Annotated in this window: 11 protein-coding genes; 3 read left to right on the top strand and 8 right to left on the bottom strand. The window is 60.6% G+C overall.

The window, feature by feature from the left end:
- Window positions 1-85 precede the first annotated feature (85 nt).
- Window positions 86-1,546 (top strand): membrane-bound lytic murein transglycosylase MltF, encoded by a 1,461-nt coding sequence (gene mltF / locus ACQRBV_RS12990; RefSeq protein ID WP_060754293.1) that lies wholly within the window; start codon window positions 86-88, stop codon window positions 1,544-1,546.
- Window positions 1,547-1,670: 124 nt separating this feature from the next.
- Here the strand turns inward: mltF and ACQRBV_RS12985 are convergent, their stop codons facing one another.
- The 5 genes from ACQRBV_RS12985 to treP all read right to left on the bottom strand — a co-directional run bounded on the left by ACQRBV_RS12985 (window position 1,671) and on the right by treP (window position 9,155).
- The gene (locus tag ACQRBV_RS12985; protein WP_411984809.1) at window positions 1,671-1,949 is read right to left on the bottom strand and encodes a PTS glucose transporter subunit IIB; all 279 of its coding nucleotides are present in this window, start codon (window positions 1,947-1,949) and stop codon (window positions 1,671-1,673) included.
- Window positions 1,950-1,951: 2 nt separating this feature from the next.
- The gene (ptsP, locus tag ACQRBV_RS12980; protein ID WP_411984810.1) at window positions 1,952-4,477 is read right to left on the bottom strand and encodes a phosphoenolpyruvate--protein phosphotransferase; all 2,526 of its coding nucleotides are present in this window, start codon (window positions 4,475-4,477) and stop codon (window positions 1,952-1,954) included.
- 171 nt (window positions 4,478-4,648) lie between these two features.
- The gene (locus ACQRBV_RS12975; protein WP_411984811.1) at window positions 4,649-5,869 is read right to left on the bottom strand and encodes a maltoporin; all 1,221 of its coding nucleotides are present in this window, start codon (window positions 5,867-5,869) and stop codon (window positions 4,649-4,651) included.
- A gap of 71 nt (window positions 5,870-5,940) precedes the next feature.
- Window positions 5,941-7,587, bottom strand: coding sequence for an alpha,alpha-phosphotrehalase (gene treC / locus ACQRBV_RS12970; RefSeq protein ID WP_411984812.1), 1,647 nt, complete (start codon window positions 7,585-7,587; stop codon window positions 5,941-5,943).
- A 125-nt stretch (window positions 7,588-7,712) separates the two neighbouring features.
- Window positions 7,713-9,155: a PTS system trehalose-specific EIIBC component gene (treP, locus tag ACQRBV_RS12965; protein WP_104994736.1), complete on the bottom strand. Its 1,443-nt coding sequence runs from the start codon at window positions 9,153-9,155 to the stop codon at window positions 7,713-7,715.
- A gap of 249 nt (window positions 9,156-9,404) precedes the next feature.
- Between treP and treR the strand changes: the two genes are divergently transcribed.
- Together treR and ACQRBV_RS12955 are read left to right on the top strand one after the other, a co-directional pair.
- The gene (gene treR, locus ACQRBV_RS12960) at window positions 9,405-10,109 is read left to right on the top strand and encodes a trehalose operon repressor (protein ID WP_060754299.1); all 705 of its coding nucleotides are present in this window, start codon (window positions 9,405-9,407) and stop codon (window positions 10,107-10,109) included.
- Between the two features lie 13 nt (window positions 10,110-10,122).
- Window positions 10,123-10,893, top strand: coding sequence for an APH(3')-II family aminoglycoside O-phosphotransferase (locus ACQRBV_RS12955; RefSeq protein ID WP_411984813.1), 771 nt, complete (start codon window positions 10,123-10,125; stop codon window positions 10,891-10,893).
- A 79-nt stretch (window positions 10,894-10,972) separates the two neighbouring features.
- On the opposite strand, the gene guaA is transcribed toward ACQRBV_RS12955, so the two are convergent.
- The 3 genes from guaA to ACQRBV_RS12940 all read right to left on the bottom strand — a co-directional run bounded on the left by guaA (window position 10,973) and on the right by ACQRBV_RS12940 (window position 14,778).
- On the bottom strand, window positions 10,973-12,550 hold the full coding sequence (gene guaA, locus ACQRBV_RS12950; protein WP_060754301.1) for a glutamine-hydrolyzing GMP synthase: 1,578 nt from the start codon (window positions 12,548-12,550) through the stop codon (window positions 10,973-10,975).
- Between the two features lie 80 nt (window positions 12,551-12,630).
- Complete coding sequence (gene guaB / locus ACQRBV_RS12945; protein ID WP_060754302.1) at window positions 12,631-14,100, bottom strand: IMP dehydrogenase; 1,470 nt, start codon at window positions 14,098-14,100, stop codon at window positions 12,631-12,633.
- Between the two features lie 129 nt (window positions 14,101-14,229).
- Window positions 14,230-14,778 (bottom strand): hypothetical protein, encoded by a 549-nt coding sequence (locus ACQRBV_RS12940; protein ID WP_060754303.1) that lies wholly within the window; start codon window positions 14,776-14,778, stop codon window positions 14,230-14,232.
- Between the last annotated feature and the right edge of the window lie 68 nt (window positions 14,779-14,846).

Below are 14,846 nucleotides of genomic sequence, written 5' to 3'. Positions count from 1 at the left end.
CTGCAGCCCGGTTTTACGGGCGCTAGCAGACAAGTCCCCTGCTGTCGAGATATGGCGCCGAGGGCCGTTTGCGTATACTGCGCCAATGTTCTCCCCAACTGCTTTGCGCCAGCGATGCGCCAAATGGCTCTTCGTCACCGGACTCTTCCTGCTGCTCAGCGCCTGTGTTGATAAACCCAGCACGCTCGAGCGAATCAAGGAGGATGGTGTGTTGCGGGTGGTTACCCGAAACAGCCCGGCGACTTATTTCCAGGATCGCAACGGTGAAACCGGTTTCGAGTACGAACTGGTCAAGCGCTTTGCCGACGAACTGGGGGTGAAGCTGGAAATCGAGACCGCCGACAATCTCGACGACCTGTTCGGCCAGCTGGGCAAACCCAAAGGCCCGGTGCTCGCCGCCGCCGGCCTGGTCAGCAGTGAACAGCGCCAGCGACAGGTGCGGTTCTCCCATCCTTATCTCGAAGTGACCCCGCAGATCATCTACCGCAACGGCCAGTCGCGCCCGACCAACGCGGCTGACCTGGTCGGCAAGAAGATCATGGTGCTCAAGGGCAGCACCCACGCCGAACAACTGGCGGCGCTTAAAAAGCAAAATCCTGCAATCGAATACGAAGAATCCGACGCCGTTGAAGTGGTCGACCTGCTGCGCATGGTGGACGAGGGCCAGATCGACCTGACCCTCGTGGACTCCAACGAAGTGGCGATGAACCAGGTGTATTTCCCCAATGTGCGCGTGGCGTTTGACTTGGGCAACGCCAGCAACCAGAGCTGGGCCGTGGCGGCGGGTGATGACAACAGCCTGCTCAACGAGATCAACAGCTACCTGGACAAGGTCGAGAAGAACGGCACCCTGCAGCGCCTGAAAGACCGCTACTACGGGCATGTCGATGTGCTCGGCTATGTCGGCGCCTACACCTTCGCGCAACATCTGCAGCAGCGCCTGCCCAAGTACGAAAAACACTTTCGCACCTACGCCAAGGAAGAAAAAGTCGATTGGCGCCTGTTGGCGGCCATCGGCTATCAGGAATCCCTTTGGCAACCGGCCGTCACCTCCAAGACCGGCGTGCGCGGCCTGATGATGCTGACCCAGAACACCGCCCAGGCCATGGGCGTGTCCAACCGGCTGGACGCCAAGCAAAGCATCATGGGCGGTGCCAAGTACCTGGCGAGAATCAAGGATGAATTGGACGACAGCATCGCCGAGCCCGATCGCACCTGGTTCGCCCTCGCCGCCTACAACGTCGGCACCGGCCACCTGGAAGATGCGCGCACCCTGGCCAAGCGCGACGGCCTGAACCCGAACAAGTGGCTGGATGTGAAAAAGATGCTGCCGCGCCTCTCGCAGAAGCAGTGGTACAGCAAGACCCGCTACGGCTATGCCCGCGGCGGTGAGCCCGTGCATTTTGTGGCGAACATCCGCCGTTACTACGACATCCTGACCTGGGTAACCCAGCCGCAGCTGGAGGGCAACCAGGTGGTCGAGGGCAACCTGCACGTGCCGGGTATCGACAAAACCAAGCCGCCGGAAGACACCCCGCAGCTATAAGAACGTTGCAAACTGCCATGTGGGAGGGGGCTTGCTCCCGATGGCGGTGAATCAGCTTTGAATAGGCTGGCTGACACACCGCTATCGGGAGCAAGCCCCCTCCCACAGGTGGATCTTCACTTGGTTATAAGCCGGTGAGCAGATGCACCACCCCACCCGCCAACACCATCACGGCGGGCACACCCGCCGCCTTCAACCTCGTCTCATCCAGACGTCCCACATCCTGCAACTGTACCCGCACCCGCGTCAGCGCCACACGCTGCTGCGACTTGAGGTTATCGGCCCCACCCAATGCGCTCAGCACTTCGGCCGACAACAGACTCTGCGTCGGCGCAGTGGCCGTCTCGGCAATCAGATCCGGGGTCAGGGCTTTCCAGAACGCCCGCTGTATTTTCTCGAACATGCTCAGTGCTCCACAACAGGTGAGGTTTCAACGGTAGCCGTGTGGTACAGGCGCAGGGCTTCACGCACTTGGGCGGCTTCTTCCAGGCCCAGTACCTGACGGGCGATGAGCTGGCAGTCAGCCAGGTCCAGATCGCGCACAGTGGCCTTGATGGTCGGGATCAACGGCACGCTGACCGACAGCTCATCCACCCCCAGGCCAATCAACACCGGCACCGCCAGCGCCTCGGACGCCAACGCGCCGCACACCCCTACCCACTTGCCGTGGGCGTGGGCGGCCTTGACGGTGGTGGCGATCAAACGCAATACCGCTGGGTGAAAGCTGTCGGCCTGGCTGGCCAGGCGCGGGTGGTCACGGTCCATGGCCAGGGTGTATTGGGTCAAGTCGTTGGTGCCGATGGAGAAGAAATCCACATGCGGCGCAAACACATCAGCCATCAAGGCGGCAGACGGCACTTCGATCATGATGCCCAGCTTCGGCAGCTCGGTGAGCCCGAGCGCCAGCGCTTCTTCCTGAAGCATCGTGCGGGCCAGGTGCAACTCCGACAGCAGGCTGACCATCGGCAACATGATGTGCAGGCGTGCGAAACCGGCACTGGCAAGGATCGCGCGCAACTGTTCACGCAACAACTGCGGGCGCTCCAGGCACAGGCGAATACCGCGCAAGCCGAGAAAGGGGTTGGCCTCGCTGTCCATCGGTACATAGGCCAATGGTTTGTCGCCGCCCACATCCAGAGTGCGTACCACCAGATTGCGCTCGGTGCCCAAGGCACAGGCAATGGCGGCGTAGGTGCCGGCTTGTTCGTGCGGGCTCGGTGCGCGGTTGCGGTCCAGGTACAGAAACTCCGAACGCAGCAGCCCGACGCCCTCACCACCGAGGGCCAGGGATTGCTCTACCTCCTGCAACGAGGCGACGTTAGCCGTGACTTCGACGTGATGGCCGTCGCGGGTAGTGGCCGGCAAAGCCGCCTGCGCCACGTCACGCTGACGCCTGAGCACTTGCTGCTGGCGCGCCGTTTCCAACTGTTCGATTTCAGCCAGGTTCGGCTCCAGGTGCAGTTCGCCTTGGTCGGCGTCGAGTAGCACCTGCTTGCCGTTGGCCAGCGCCAGTACCTGCACCGGCACGCCGCAGATCGCCGGCAACCCCAACGCCCGCGCAAGAATTGCGACGTGGCTGGTCGCGCCACCGCCGACGGTGACAAAGCCGAGCACCTTGTGCGTGTCCAGGCTGGCGGTTTGCGAAGGGGTCAGTTGTTCGGCGATCAGGATCGTGCGCTCGGGTAAATCCCAGGCGCGGTCCTGAATGCCGAGGATCAACTTCAAGACGCGCTGGCCGACATCGGCCAGGTCAGCCGCACGCTCGGCGAGCAATGTGCTGCCCAGGCCCTGGAATAATTTGCCAGTGGTCACCGTGGCACTGTGCCAGGCAAACGCAGCGCTCTTGCCTTGCGCCAGCAGGTCGTGGGCTTGTTCCAGCAAGCTCGGGTCTTCGAGCAACTCCTGGTGGGCGCGGAAAATCTCGGCCTGGGCACTGCCTGTCGCGTTGTCTTGCAACCTTTGCAGGGCGACGGTCGCCGCCAGCAGGCCACGGTCCAGGGCCGCGCGCTCGAGCGCTTCGCCAGCGCCGGCTTCGGTGATCGTCAGCTCAGGCTCGGCCACCTGCACTACTTGGCCAAACGCCGACCCTGGCGAGGCACAAACGCCGCGCAGCACTGTCGATGACGCCGCAGGCGCCGACGGCTCAGCCACCTCGACCGTCGCCACGCCCGCCTCACCACAGCCCTCATTCAACAACGTCACCAGCGCCTTGATCGCTGCCTCGGCATCTTCGCCAGCGGCGCTCACCTGCAAGGTATCGCCCTGTACGGTTTGCAGCGCCATGATCGCCACCAATGACTTGGCATTGGCGCTCTGGGTTTGCTTGTGCAAGTAAATGCTCGCCTTGAACCCTTTCGCCGCCTGGGCCAACACCGCCGCAGGGCGGGCGTGCAGGCCGTTGGCATTGGGCAAGGTCAACGGCTTGGAGAACAGCGCCTCGCCCTCCTCTTCAACCTCCTCATCAGCGGGTTGAGAGGCTGAAACCCGCAGCAGCGGCTGGCCCACCTCCACTTGTCCGTTAGCCAGGAGCGTGAAGGGTTCGCCGCTGACCACCAACATCAGGGTCAACAAACTACGCGCATTGAGCGCCAAGTAGTCAGCATCGAATTCGATCAGCGGCTGCCCCGGCAGCACCCGCTGGCCTTCCTGCACCAGTCGGTTGAAGCCCTGCCCCGCCAGGTTTACGGTATCCAGGCCAATATGCAGCAGCACCTGGACACCATTGTCGTCGGTCACGCTGACGGCATGCCCACTGTCCTGGATATTGCTGATCACCCCGGCCAACGGCGCGCAGAGGGTCTGCGAGGTCGGGTCGATGCACAGGCCGTCACCGATCAGGCGACTGGTAAACACCGGATCGGGCACCTGATCCAGCGCCAGCAGGACACCGGACAAGGGCGCCAGCAGTTCCAGGGGTTGAGTTGTGGTCATGACTTCACCTGCTGTCTGGTTCTTTAAAAATCATTGGGTGGGAGCTAATCCCATCAGTGACAGGAATCAAATGTGGGAGGGGGCTTGCCCCCGATGGCAGTGGTTCAGCCTGCACATTTGCCACTCGATATACCGCTAACGGGAGCAAGCCCCCTCTCACATGGGGCCACGCTATTTCCACCAGTATTCGACTTGCACACCCACATTCGAGCCATGCCGTGCCGTGCCGTAGGCGCCGGTGTCGGACAACGCCGAACCCGCCGCCAGTTCATTCGCCGCACGCTTGGCCGCCTCGTTCCAGCTTGCATAGGTGTAGTACAAGCGCACCTCCGGTCGTGCCCAGAAGTCCGGGCCTTTAGGCGACCAGGTCGGGGCAAACGTGAATTTGCTCAGTTTGCGCGTGCCACCGCTGGCCTCGACCTGATCATGGCCAAGCTCGGTGACCAGTTTGAATTGTTCGCTGAGCGCATACGCCGGGCGCACGCCGATGGACATCCAGGTCTGGTCCTGGCTGCCGGGACGGATGTCTTTCTGGTACACCGCTTCGACCTGCCCGCCGAAACGCGGGGTCACCTGCCAATCGAAAAACTCCACGGCACGGTAGCTCTTGCTGCTTTTGTCCAGCGCCGTATCGCCGGTATAACCGAGGCCGGTGCCGGGGCCTTCACCGTATTGCAGGGCGAATTTGTTCTTGCCACCCAGGAAAGGTTTTTGCACATGCTGCGCCGTGATCGCCCATCCGCTGTGAGCGTCGCGGCCACCCGCTTTGTCGATGTAGCTCAAGCCGAACTCCAGCTCACCGCCCGGGTTGGTCTTGAAGCCCGCCACGTTGAAGTCGTGACGGGTGGCGTATTCCTTCTGGTACAGATTGTCCTTGCGGGAAATCGCGTAGCTGTATTTGAGGTCGCCGATCAATACGTCCTCGACGCCACCGCCCGTGGCGCTCTGGTTCCAGTAGTAGAAATCGGAGATATGGATATCGTTACGCTTGTAGTAACGCCGCCCCGCCCACAGCGAACCACCATTGAGGCTGGGCAGGTTGGACCACTGCGCATACATCTGCGGCATACGTGCCGAGCCGTTGTCCTCGCCCTGGAACTTCAGGGCACGGTCGTACCGGTTGTAGAGGGACGCCATGGCATCGACGCTCAACACCGAACCGTCATCCAGGGTGAGCAGGTCCTGGCGCAATTCCAACTCGGCGTACTGCTCACATTCATTCCCCAAACGATATTTCGTTTGCGCCCCCGGTAATTGAAAGCACTGCTGTTTGCCACTGCCGGTCGAAGTGCCCGCGCCGCTGCGCAGGTAGCCGGCGAACTCCAGGGCCTGAGCGGCAAAGGGGGCAGTGAGACACGACGCAATAAGGCCCAGCTTGATTGTTGTTTTCATGAAGCACTCCACTTTTTTTATTATGTTTTTTGAAGCGCCCCTGCACTCCCATACAGGGGTTCCAGCCGGTCTCAATCCTTGAGGTGCAGCACGAACGATTCATAGGGGCGTAACACCACCCGGTTCGAACGACGCGGGCAGTCGGGGTAGTTGCTGATCAGCAGGCGTTGCTCAGTCGCCGCGGTGATGAGCGTTTCCGGCAACTGGATTTCGCAGTGCTCGCCGTAGAAGTTGTTGAGCACCAGCAAGCGCTCGCCATGGCCTTCGCGCACATAGGCCCAGACTTGCGGATGGTCTTGCAGCAGTTGGCGGTAAACGCCTGCCTGAATCAGCGGCTCGTGGCGCCGCAGAGCGATCAGCGCACGGTAGTGATGCAGCACCGAATCCGGATCATCCAGCTGGTTGGCAACGTTGACGTGCGCCGCGTTGGCCGGAATGCCGATCCACGGTTCTCCCGTGCTGAAACCGGCATTCGCTTCGTTGCTCCACTGCATCGGCGTGCGGCTGTTATCGCGGGACTTCTGCATGATCGCCGCCATGCTCGAAGCCTCGGACTCTCCGGCATCGCGCTTGAGACGGAAGATGTTCAGGGTCTCCACATCGCGGTACTGCGAGATGTTGTCGAAACCCGGATTGGTCATGCCGAGTTCTTCACCCTGGTACACAAACGGCGTGCCCTGCAGGAAGTGCAACGCAGTACCGAGCATCTTGGCCGAGACCACGCGGTGCTCGCCGTCATCGCCAAAGCGCGAGACCACACGGGGCTGGTCGTGGTTACACCAGAACAATGCGTTCCAGCCACCACCGGCCTGCATGCCCAGTTGCCAGTCGGAAAAGATCTGCTTGAGTTGCAGGAAATCGAAGTCGGCCTTCACCCACTTCTGCAAGTTCGGATAATCGACTTTCAGGTGATGAAAGTTGAAGGTCATCGACAGCTCTTTCGACTCCGGCCGTGAGTAGCGCACGCAGTGCTCCAGGCTGGTGGAGGACATCTCGCCGACATTGATCAGGTCGTGCCCTTCGAAGACTTCGCGGTGCATTTCCTGCAGGTATTCGTGCACGTTCGGGCCGTCGGTGTAGAAGCGCCGGCCATCGCTGTTGTCTTCGGGAAAATCGGCTGGCTTGGAGATCAGGTTGATCACGTCCAGGCGGAAACCGCCCACGCCCTTGTCGCGCCAGAAGCGCATCAGCTTGAACACCTCGGCGCGCACCCGGGGGTTATCCCAATTGAGATCGGCCTGGGTGTGGTCGAACAGGTGCAGGAAGTATTGCCCGGTTTGCGCTTCGTATTCCCAGGCCGAGCCGCCGAACTTGGACTCCCAGTTGTTCGGCTGGTCGCGCCAGATGTAGAAGTCGCGGTACGGATTGTCGAGGCTGCTGCGCGCTTGCTGGAACCACTCATGTTCGATGGAGGTGTGGTTGACCACAATATCCAGCATCAGCTTGATGCCGCGCTTGGCCGCTTCGCTGATCAGCAGGTCGCAGTCGGCCATGGTGCCGTAGCTGGGGTCGATGGCGTAGTAGTCGCTGATGTCGTAGCCGTTGTCGCGTTGCGGCGAACGCAGGAACGGCGTGATCCACAGGCAATCCACGCCCAGCCATTGGAGGTAGTCGAGTTTGTCCACGATGCCCAGCAGGTCACCGGTGGCGTTACCCGCGTGGCTGTGGAAGCTTTTGGGGTAGACCTGGTAGATCACCGAGTGTTGCCAGTCTTGCATGGTGGGTTCCTTCAGTTGATTGGGGGACTGGCCTCTCGGGCCTCATCGGGGGCAAGCCCCCTCCCACACTTGAATGCATTCACACATCAAACAGTGGGAGGGGGCTTGCTCCCGATAGCGGTTGATCAGGCGACGCGATACCCGGGCCGAACAATCTTCATGCTCAACGCACAGGTCAAAACAAACGGCACCACGATCGCGACGACCATCCCAATCACAAACATCGGAATGGCGCTCGGTACGATCGAAATAAAACCCGGCAGCCCCCCTACCCCAATGGCCGACGCCTGCACCTTGTTCAGCGATAGGAAAATGCTGCCCAGCGCCGAGCCCACCAGGGCGGCATAGAACGGAAACTTGAAGCGCAGATTGACCCCGAACATCGCCGGTTCGGTGATGCCGAAGTACGCGGAAATCGCCGAGGTGGACGCCATGCTTTTGTCCCGCGCATTGCGGGTGGTGTAGAACACCGCGAGTGCGGCGCTGCCCTGGGCCAGGTTGGACATGACGATCATCGGCCAGATAAAGGTGCCGCCCTGGGTAGAGATCAGTTGCAAGTCCACGGCGAGAAACATGTGATGCATGCCGGTGATGACCAACGGCGCATACAGCAGGCCGAAAATCGCCCCGCCGATCATCGGTGCCAGATCAAACAGCGTCACCACGCCTTCAGTGATCAGGATGCCCAGGTGACGGGTCACCGGGCCGATGATCGCCAGCGCCAGCACACCGGTCACGACGATGGTGGTGATCGGCACCACGAGCAGTTGAATCGCATTCGGCACCCGCGCCCGCAGCCATTTCTCGATGACGCTCATCACATATGCCGCCATCAGGATCGGCAGGATCTGCCCCTGGTAGCCCACCTTCTCAATCTTGAACCAGCCGAAAATATCGAAGTACGGCAGGCTCTGGCCGTCGAGCCCGGCCACTGCCTTGCCGTAGTTCCAGGCATTGAGCAGGTCCGGGTGTACCAGCATCAGGCCGAGCACGATGCCGAGGATTTCACTGCCGCCAAAGCGCTTGGCCGCTGACCAGCCCACCAGCGCCGGCAGGAACACGAACGAGGTGTTGGCCATCAGGTTGATCAGGCTCCACAAGCCATCCAGGTTCGGATAGGCCTCCAGCAGCGTCTTGCCCTCGATGAACATGCCCTTGGCGCCCATCAGGTTGTTCACGCCCATCAACAGGCCGGCGATGATCAGCGCGGGCAGGATCGGCATGAACACGTCGGAGAACACCCGCACCAGGCGCTGCATGGCGTTGGTCTTGTCGGCGCCCTTCTTCTTCACGTCGGCGATGGTGGCGGCCGCAAGACCGGTCTGCTCGCGCAAGGCGGCGTAGACCTTTTCCACTTCACCGGGGCCGATCACCACCTGGAACAGACCGCCGGTGAAGAACGAGCCCTTGACCAGATCGACCTGGTTCAACGCGCTGCTCTTGACCAGGCTTGGGTCCTTGAGCGCCAGGCGCAGGCGGGTCACGCAGTGGGCAGCTTGCTCAAGGTTTTCGCTGCCCCCGAGGTTTTCGAGAATCTCGCGGGCAATCGTCGAATAGTCGTGGCTCATGCTTGGTTTCCACTTTGATTTTTTTATTGGAGGGCAGTCATTGGCAGCACGCCGAGGGCAAAAGTACTCGTCTGTACGAGTTAAAGCAACAACTCGTACAGACGAGTTACAAATTGTTTACTTTTCCGAACCTTGAGTCAGACATTTCAGCTCTTACGCAGGCCTGCAATGGACAAACCCCACCTCTGCCACTAAGGTTCCTGCCTGAACGCGCAGTCACCTTCATCAGTCGGGCACAGAGCCATCTCCATGAGCAAATACAACCAGATCTATACGGATCTGCTTGCCAGCATCACCACTGAACGCCTGCAACGCGGCACGCGCCTTCCCTCCGAAACCGAATTGATGGACAGCTACCAGGCCAGCCGAGGCACCGTGCGCCGGGCCATCGAGCAGTTGCAGGAACGTGGTTTTGCACAAAAGATCCACGGCAAGGGCACCTTCGTGCTGTCGCCCAACCCGATCGAGTTCCAACTGGGCGGTATCGTCAGCTTCCACGAAACCCACGCCGACCTGGGCGATGACGTACGCACCGAAGTCGTCGAGTTCACCCAGTTCCCATTGGAAGGCACACTGCTGCAACACATCGAAGCAGAGCCCGGCACCCTGATCACCCGCATCAAACGGGTACGGCGCATCGGCGGCAAACGCGTGATCCTGGACATCAACCACTTCGTCGCGGACGTGATCCCGGGGCTGGATCGCGACATTGCCGAACAATCGATCTACGCGTTTATCGAACAGACCCTGCAGTTGCAGATTGCCTACGCCCAACGCACCATCGAAGCCCTGCCGCGCGGCAAAGACGACCAGACCCACCTCGACCTCGAAGGCCAGAGCCATGTGATCGTGGTGAGTAACCAGACGTTTTTACAGGACGGGCGGCAGTTCGAGTACACCGAGTCGCGGCATACGTTGGATAAGTTTTACTTTTCGGATATTGCACGTCGATAAGCCGGAAACAAACATGAAAATCCCAAGCAAATGGCATAGACAATACCCCCATGCACTCATCGAGCAGCAAGCCATCGGCGAGTCACGGGCAGACGTCTTTCGCCTGCGCCAGGATGGCCGCACGGATCTGTTCCTGAAATCAGAGCGGCTCGATGAACACAGCGAGCTGGCAGACGAAATCGAACGGCTTCGCTGGCTGCGGCAAATGGATCTGCCTGCACCTGTGGTCCTGGATGAAGTGCAAGACGACCATCGCCATTGGCTGCTGATGACCGCCGGGCCGGGACAGGACCTGGCCAGTGCCACCGGGCTTTCTGCCGCGCAGGTCATCAACATAATGGCGACGGCGCTGCGGACTTTGCATCAAGTCCCCGTCGCGCTTTGCCCCTTCGACCATTCAGTTGAGCAACGTATCGCACGCGCCCAGAAGCATGTCAGTGCCGGGCTCGTGGACGAGGCGGACTTCGACGATGAGCGACTGGGACGAAGTGCAGAGGACGTGTTTGCCGAACTGCTGTCGACTCGGCCAAAGATCCAAGATCAGGTTGTCACCCATGGCGATGCCTGCCTACCGAACTTCATGACGGCAGACGCTCGCTTCAGCGGCTTCATCGACTGCGGCCGCCTGGGAATCAGTGACCGTTATCAAGACCTGGCCCTGGCAGCGCGAAGTATTGAACGCAACCTGGGGCAGGCATGGGTGAAAGCCTTTTTTGAGCTTTATGGTGTTGAACCCGATGAACAGCGCATGAAGTTCTATTGTTTGCTGGACGAGTTTTTCTGACCTCGCCGGCCACCTGAAACACAAAACCCCGGCATATGGCCGGGGTTTTGTTATTCAGCACTCACCTGCTATTGCAGGATCACTCCCACTCAATCGTCGCCGGCGGCTTGCTCGAAACATCATACGTAACGCGCGAAATGCCTTCGATCTCATTGATGATACGGCCGCTGACCGTTTCCAGCAGTTCGTATGGCAGGTGTGCCCAACGGGCGGTCATGAAGTCGATGGTTTCTACGGCACGCAGGGCCACGACCCACGCGTAACGGCGGCCATCGCCGACAACGCCAACGGACTTGACCGGCTGGAATACCACGAACGCCTGGCTGACTTTGTGATACCAGTCGGCCTTGCGCAGTTCTTCGATGAAGATGTGGTCGGCGCGACGCAGCAGGTCGGCGTATTCCTTCTTCACTTCACCCAGGATGCGCACGCCCAGGCCCGGGCCCGGGAATGGGTGGCGGTAGACCATGTCGTACGGCAGGCCCAGCTCCAGGCCCAGACGACGGACTTCGTCCTTGAACAGTTCGCGCAGCGGTTCTACCAGCTTGAGGTTCATTTCCTCAGGCAGGCCACCCACGTTGTGGTGGGACTTGATCACGTGCGCCTTGCCGCTCTTGGCGCCGGCCGACTCGATCACGTCGGGGTAGATGGTGCCTTGGGCGAGGTACTTGATGTTGTCCAGTTTGTTGGACTCGGCATCAAACACGTCGATGAAGGTGCGACCGATGATCTTGCGCTTCTTCTCCGGGTCGGACTCGCCAGCCAGGTTGTTCAGGAACTGCTCTTCGGCGTTGGCGCGGATCACCTTGACGCCCATGTTCTCGGCGAACATGGCCATCACTTGCTCGCCTTCATGCAAGCGCAGCAGGCCGTTGTCGACGAACACGCAGGTCAGTTGGTCGCCGATGGCCTTGTGCAGCAGCGCTGCAACCACGGAGGAGTCTACGCCGCCGGACAGGCCGAGCAGCACGTTGTCGGTGCCGACCTGGGCGCGAACCTGGGCGATGGCGTCTTCAGCGATCTTCGACGGCGTCCACAGGGCTTCACAGCCGCAGATGTCGAGGATGAAGCGCGACAGGATGCGACCGCCCTGCTTGGTGTGGGTCACTTCCGGGTGGAACTGCACGCCGTAGTAACGACGCTCGTCGTTGAACATGCCGGCGATCGGGCAGCTCGGGGTGCTGGCCAGGATGTGGAAGTCTTCCGGCATCTTGGTGACCTTGTCACCGTGGCTCATCCACACATCGAGGCCGAACAGGCCGTCGGCGTCGATGTGATCTTCGATGCCGTCCAGCAGGCGGCTCTTGCCGACCACGTCCACACGGGCATAACCGAATTCACGCAGCTCGGAACCTTCAACCTTGCCGCCCAGTTGCTCGGCCATGGTCTGCATGCCGTAGCAGATACCGAAGACCGGCACGCCCAGGTCGAATACCGCTTGCGGGCAGCGCGGGCTGTTGGCTTCGTGCACGGACTCGGGGCCGCCGGCGAGGATGACACCCTTGGGGGCGAATTCGCGGATCGCTGCGTCGTCCATGTCGAACGGATGCAGTTCGCAGTACACGCCGATTTCACGCACGCGGCGGGCGATCAGCTGAGTGTACTGGGAACCGAAGTCGAGGATCAGGATGCGGTGGGCGTGAATGTCGAGGGCCATGAAGTCAGTCTCGTCTAATGAATCAGAAACAACTCGGGGCTGAAGAACAGCCCCGGTTACTTAACGTTTTGCTGGAAGCCTCAACCTACGCGGTAGTTTGGCGCTTCCTTGGTGATCTGCACGTCGTGGACATGGGATTCAGCCATGCCGGCGCCGGTGATCCTTACGAACTCTGGCTTGGTGCGCATTTCTTCGATGTTGGCGCTACCGGTGTAGCCCATCGAGGAACGCAGGCCGCCCATCAGTTGATGGATGATGGCGCTCAGCGGGCCTTTGTACGGTACACGGCCTTCGATCCCTTCCGGTACGAGCTTCTCGGCGCCTGCCGAGGAGTCCTGGAAGTAACGGTCGGAAGAGCCTTGTGCCTGGGACATGGCGCCCAGCGAACCCATGCCGCGGTAAGCCTTGTACGAACGGCCCTGGAACAGTTCGACTTCACCCGGGGCCTCTTCGGTACCGGCGAACATCGAGCCCATCATCACGCAGGAGGCACCGGCAACGATGGCCTTGGACAGGTCACCGGAGAAGCGGATGCCGCCGTCGGCGATCAACGGCACGCCAGTGCCTTCAAGGGCGGCGGCGACGTTGGCGATGGCGCTGATTTGCGGCACGCCGACACCGGCGACGATACGGGTGGTGCAGATCGAGCCAGGGCCGATACCGACCTTGACGGCGTCGGCGCCCGCTTCGGCCAGGGCCTTGGCGGCTGCGCCGGTAGCGATGTTGCCACCGATCACCTGCACTTCAGGGAAGTTCTCTTTGACCCAGCGGACGCGGTCGATCACACCTTTGGAGTGACCGTGGGCAGTGTCGACCACCACTACGTCAACACCGGCGGCAACCAGGGCCGAAACGCGGTCGCCGGTATCTTTACCGGTACCGACGGCGGCGCCCACGCGCAGACGACCTTGGTCATCCTTGCTGGCCAGCGGGTAAGCCTTGGCTTTTTCGATGTCGTTGACGGTCATCATGCCTTTGAGGGCGAACTTGTCGTCGACGATCAGCACGCGCTCGATGCGGTGCTTGTGCAGCAGTTCGCGCACATCGTTCTTGTCGGCGCCTTCCTTGACGGTGACCAGACGCTCTTTAGGCGTCATCACTTCGCGGACGGTGACTTCAAGACGGTTCTCGAAACGCACGTCACGGGAAGTGACGATGCCGACCAGGTCGCCATCGTGCAGCACCGGAACACCGGAGATGTTGTGCGTGCGAGTGAGGTCGAACAAGTCACGCACGGTAGCGTCGGCTTCGATGGTGATCGGATCTTTCACCACACCGGCTTCGTAACGCTTGACCTTGCGCACTTCGGCAGCTTGCTGCTCGATGGTCATGTTCTTGTGGATGATGCCAATGCCGCCTTCCTGAGCCATGGCGATGGCCAGACGGGCTTCAGTGACGGTGTCCATGGCAGCGGAAATCAGAGGAATATTCAGCTCGATGCCACGGGTTAGGCGGGTCTTGAGACTGACTTCGTTAGGAAGCACCTCGGAATAACCAGGCACTAGGAGAATGTCGTCGAATGTCAGAGCTTCTTGGCTGATACGCAGCATCGCGGGGGCTCCCGAGCGGGAAAATGGAAGCGCGCCATTATATACACGCACCCTGCCGGGCTCAATGTAAAACTCTGACAAACTTGGTAATACTGATAGATGGAGAAAACCTGTAGCTTTTCAGGTGGGTTACAGCTCGACTTTGACCCAACTGATCTTCTGGTCCAGCCAGTCGGCAAATTCGTCGATAAAGCTTTGCTTGAACCCGGCCTCCGCCCAATTGTTGAAAATGAATCCCAGGTTGGAAAACCCGCATTCCTGCAGGAACAGAAAACCGTTGATGTCATCCTCATGCCCACACAGCGGGCAAGTGAAGTTGTCAGTGTGGCCAGGCATCCAGTCTTCCAGGCTTTCGAACAATGCCTCGCCGACCTCCTTAAGGCATTCCGGGCAGCCGGCTTCTTCGAGAAAACCTTTGGCTGGCGTATAGATGCAACGCTTGTAGATGATCTCCAGGCCGTTGACCGGCTCGTTGAACGGCAGCGCTTCGGGGTGCAGCACCACGGCGCGGGCGCCATCAGCCAGCGCGTAAGCCATGCGGTTGCCGGTACGCCCGCAGGTGCTCAGCTCTTCCTTGATGATGTTCTTACGCACCAGCCAGCGCACGATCGCGCGGGCGCGGGGTTCGTGGACGGGCAAGGTGGAGATTTTCGGGACAAGGATGCTTTGGGAGTTCATGGGAGTCCTGCGGTATGGCCACTGGCCTCATCGGGGACTTGCCCCCGATGAGGCTCTAAAGGCAGGCA

Source organism: Pseudomonas sp. R11F (genome assembly GCF_050312575.1).
Taxonomy (GTDB): Bacteria; Pseudomonadota; Gammaproteobacteria; order Pseudomonadales; family Pseudomonadaceae; genus Aquipseudomonas; species Aquipseudomonas palleroniana.
Note: the sequence above shows the minus strand (reverse complement) of the source record. Positions and strands in the feature narration are given on the sequence as shown.

Coding starts and splice junctions, on each gene's coding strand:
- mltF (WP_060754293.1), top strand. CDS start 86: ATGTTCTCCCCAACTGCTTTGCGCCAGCGATGCGCCAAATGGCTCTTC.
- ACQRBV_RS12985 (WP_411984809.1), bottom strand. CDS start 1,949: ATGTTCGAGAAAATACAGCGGGCGTTCTGGAAAGCCCTGACCCCGGAT.
- ptsP (WP_411984810.1), bottom strand. CDS start 4,477: ATGACCACAACTCAACCCCTGGAACTGCTGGCGCCCTTGTCCGGTGTC.
- ACQRBV_RS12975 (WP_411984811.1), bottom strand. CDS start 5,869: ATGAAAACAACAATCAAGCTGGGCCTTATTGCGTCGTGTCTCACTGCC.
- treC (WP_411984812.1), bottom strand. CDS start 7,587: ATGCAAGACTGGCAACACTCGGTGATCTACCAGGTCTACCCCAAAAGC.
- treP (WP_104994736.1), bottom strand. CDS start 9,155: ATGAGCCACGACTATTCGACGATTGCCCGCGAGATTCTCGAAAACCTC.
- treR (WP_060754299.1), top strand. CDS start 9,405: ATGAGCAAATACAACCAGATCTATACGGATCTGCTTGCCAGCATCACC.
- ACQRBV_RS12955 (WP_411984813.1), top strand. CDS start 10,123: ATGAAAATCCCAAGCAAATGGCATAGACAATACCCCCATGCACTCATC.
- guaA (WP_060754301.1), bottom strand. CDS start 12,550: ATGGCCCTCGACATTCACGCCCACCGCATCCTGATCCTCGACTTCGGT.
- guaB (WP_060754302.1), bottom strand. CDS start 14,100: ATGCTGCGTATCAGCCAAGAAGCTCTGACATTCGACGACATTCTCCTA.
- ACQRBV_RS12940 (WP_060754303.1), bottom strand. CDS start 14,778: ATGAACTCCCAAAGCATCCTTGTCCCGAAAATCTCCACCTTGCCCGTC.